Origin of the sequence: Aquabacterium sp. (assembly GCF_050725395.1) — a bacterium.
Classification (GTDB): Bacteria; Pseudomonadota; Gammaproteobacteria; order Burkholderiales; family Burkholderiaceae_C; genus Aquabacterium.
This window is the reverse complement of the sequence record NZ_JBOHHL010000084.1, coordinates 1-2,563: the sequence shown is the minus strand read 5'-3', so window position 1 is coordinate 2,563 and position 2,563 is coordinate 1. Positions and strand designations below refer to the sequence as shown.

The window sequence follows — 2,563 nt, the reverse complement described above, 5'->3', positions numbered from 1 at the left end:
GCGGTGCGCTGCGCGGGCGAGGAGACCGCATGAGTGTCCTTGCCAAGGAACAGCGGGCCGGTGAAACCCTGTGCGCGCCGATAATCGCAGACGGCCTGCGTGATCGCGAGGAGATGCGCTTCGGTAAACGTACCATCCAACGACGTGCCGCGGTGGCCACTGGTACCGAAGCTGACCCACTGATTCGGATTCCCAAGGTCGGGCTGCCGGGAATAGTACGCGCGCTCGACCTGGGCGGGATCAATCAGCATTTCTCGCGGCGCCGGTTTGCCCGCTAGGGGGTGGATGGCATCAGACATCGGCACGGATTGTTACCGGGCGCGGGGATTCGGGGCAATCGAAAGGGAAGCGGTGCAGCGCCGTGAAATACCCGGCCAGAGAGGGCGGGAAGGAGGAAGGAGCGGCGGTGGGGTGGTGCGGAAGGGAACTGAAGCCGAGGGGAGTGGGTTCTCGATCCAGTGGGGATCGAGGCGGGCGCGGCCAGCGGCTTGAACCTGGATCGGCCTTCAGCCGCCGGCTCAAGAACTGTTCAAGGCGAGGTGGCAGGCGGCCGCCGCGTGCGGGTCGAAGTCGGCTGGGTCCAGGAGGAAATAGCGGAGCGCCTCCAATAAGCGCTGGGGGATTTTCTTGAGGGCGCCCCAGAGCGCCCGGACGCTGGGTCGGCCATACTGTTTGGCCAAGGCCCGGTGCAGGCTGTTGTGGTGCAACAGTTGCAGGTGCAGATGGCCGAGCTGCAGCAGGTAGTAATAGGCCTTGGCATGGTCCCAGTTTTGGCTGAAGACGTGCTCCAGGTTCAAGCCGCTGTTTTTTTGAACGTTGAAGCCTTCGTTTTCGATTTTGGTGCGCAGACGGCCGACTTGCTCGGCGATGGCGACGACCGAATCCCGGGTGACCGCCAGATTGGTCAGCCAGGCAAAAGTGGTTTTGGAGCCGGAGGGAGCCGTTTCCTCACAGAGAATCGCGCCCAAAGTCCACGCCCGTTTTTCGCTGTCCACATACGGCAACTGCTCGACCCAACGATAAACGCGCCGCGTTTGGTCCGGCAGCGTCGTGGTCAGCTTTTGCTGGGGGGTGAGTTTCAAGAGCGCTCGAAACTCCTGCCACAGTTCGGGCGTGCGGCCTTCCTTGAAGGTGACCACGAAGTGCCAGTGATGCTGCTGGCACAGGGCAAAGACCCGACCGCAGCCATACAGGCTGTCGAAGTTCAGACACAGGCGCAGTTGCGGGCAGGCGGCTTTGAGGTGGGCGGCTAACCGGTCGCAGGCCTTGAGTTCGCAATCCTGTTTTTGGTCCTGATAGTCCGTCGGCGTCCGGCCCGGTGGGTTCTCGATAAACTCGGTGGCCAGGGAGAGGGCCAGGCCGGTGGGGGTCAGGAGTTTGGCCTCCAGCACCGGATGGAGATAGGAAACGACGCCGGACGAGTGCTTCTGGGTCAGGCATTGGGGACAATGGTGATGGCTGAAGCTGAGGTAACCGGTGCCATCGACGGCGACGATGAAGTCACCCTGAAAACGGAAATCGTCGAGGGCTTTCATGCGGATGAGCCGTTGGGTGTGTTGGTGCAGCAGGTGGGCGAAGGCGGCGCTGCCGACATGGCCAATAAAATGGTCGAGGGTTTTGGTGACCGGGAGGGATTTCTGCTCGGTGTCGGCCAGCCGGTTCAAGTTGGCGAGGATGGCGCATTCGAGGTCGCGCAAGTCGTTGTCGGCGGAACGCCGGCTGCCCAAGCCCAACCCGAAGAGGAGCAGCCCCCACCAGCACAGAAAGCGGGCGTGATACTCGACCATGGGCTGAAAGCGGGTGTCGGGCAGTTGGTCCAGCCAGGCGGGCAGCTCCGGGAAGAAGTGGCGGACGGTTTTGAGAAAGATCCGGGCCAGGGCTATGACCTTCCGCGCTGGCGCCGCTGGACACTCACATGCGTCCGGATGAGGGCCAGGGCCAGTTGGGTCATGTGGCGGACGAGTTGTTTGAGCCGGCGGTGTGCTTGAGTCCATTGTTTGACTTGGGGGAGGAGGGCGAGCGGAACGTAAGCGGAGTGGGTTTTGCCTTTGACCTTCCAGGTCAGGTAGTGGCCCGGGTGCTTGTGGCCGCGGGCACAGCGGCAGTTTGGGTTGCCGCAGGTGCGGCGGACGGTGACGAGGCTGGCCGCCAAGACGGGGCCGTGGGCCTGAAGTTCCTTTTGGCGAGCCTGCAGGCTGCGGCGAATCAAGGTGGGATGTTTGGGAACTTTCACCGGTCTGCTTGGGCGGTGGCGGTTTACATCAACTGATACGTATAACAGCTTATCAGATACAAGAGGAAAAAAGGGCGGTGCGACAACTTTGTTCCGAGGGGGGGAGCCACCGACGATCCGCGGGCCAGGCCGGCGAGGCCCAGCCCTCAGCGGGAGGACGAACCCGATGAGCGCCAAAGGCCCTGTGATGATGGGTCGAAGGCCGTCCCGCCGCCGCTCCCAATCAACTCCTGACCCAAGGCCCCGGGCTACGGAACTGCCCTTCCAAAGGTGCGAAATCCGGCTATGTCACGGGGCTGCGTCTGGCGGGGCGATTCGCGCGTTATTGCC

Annotated in this window: 2 protein-coding genes and 1 pseudogene; all 3 read right to left on the bottom strand. The window is 62.9% G+C overall.

The window, feature by feature from the left end:
* Window positions 1-299, bottom strand: a pseudogene (locus ACREB4_RS21185) (alpha-D-glucose phosphate-specific phosphoglucomutase); the annotation flags it as partial.
* Between the two features lie 219 nt (window positions 300-518).
* Complete coding sequence (locus tag ACREB4_RS21180; RefSeq protein ID WP_431590220.1) at window positions 519-1,787, bottom strand: hypothetical protein; 1,269 nt, start codon at window positions 1,785-1,787, stop codon at window positions 519-521.
* A 92-nt stretch (window positions 1,788-1,879) separates the two neighbouring features.
* Window positions 1,880-2,233, bottom strand: a complete 354-nt coding sequence (locus ACREB4_RS21175; protein WP_431590219.1) for a DUF6788 family protein — start codon at window positions 2,231-2,233, stop codon at window positions 1,880-1,882.
* Window positions 2,234-2,563: the final 330 nt, after the last annotated feature.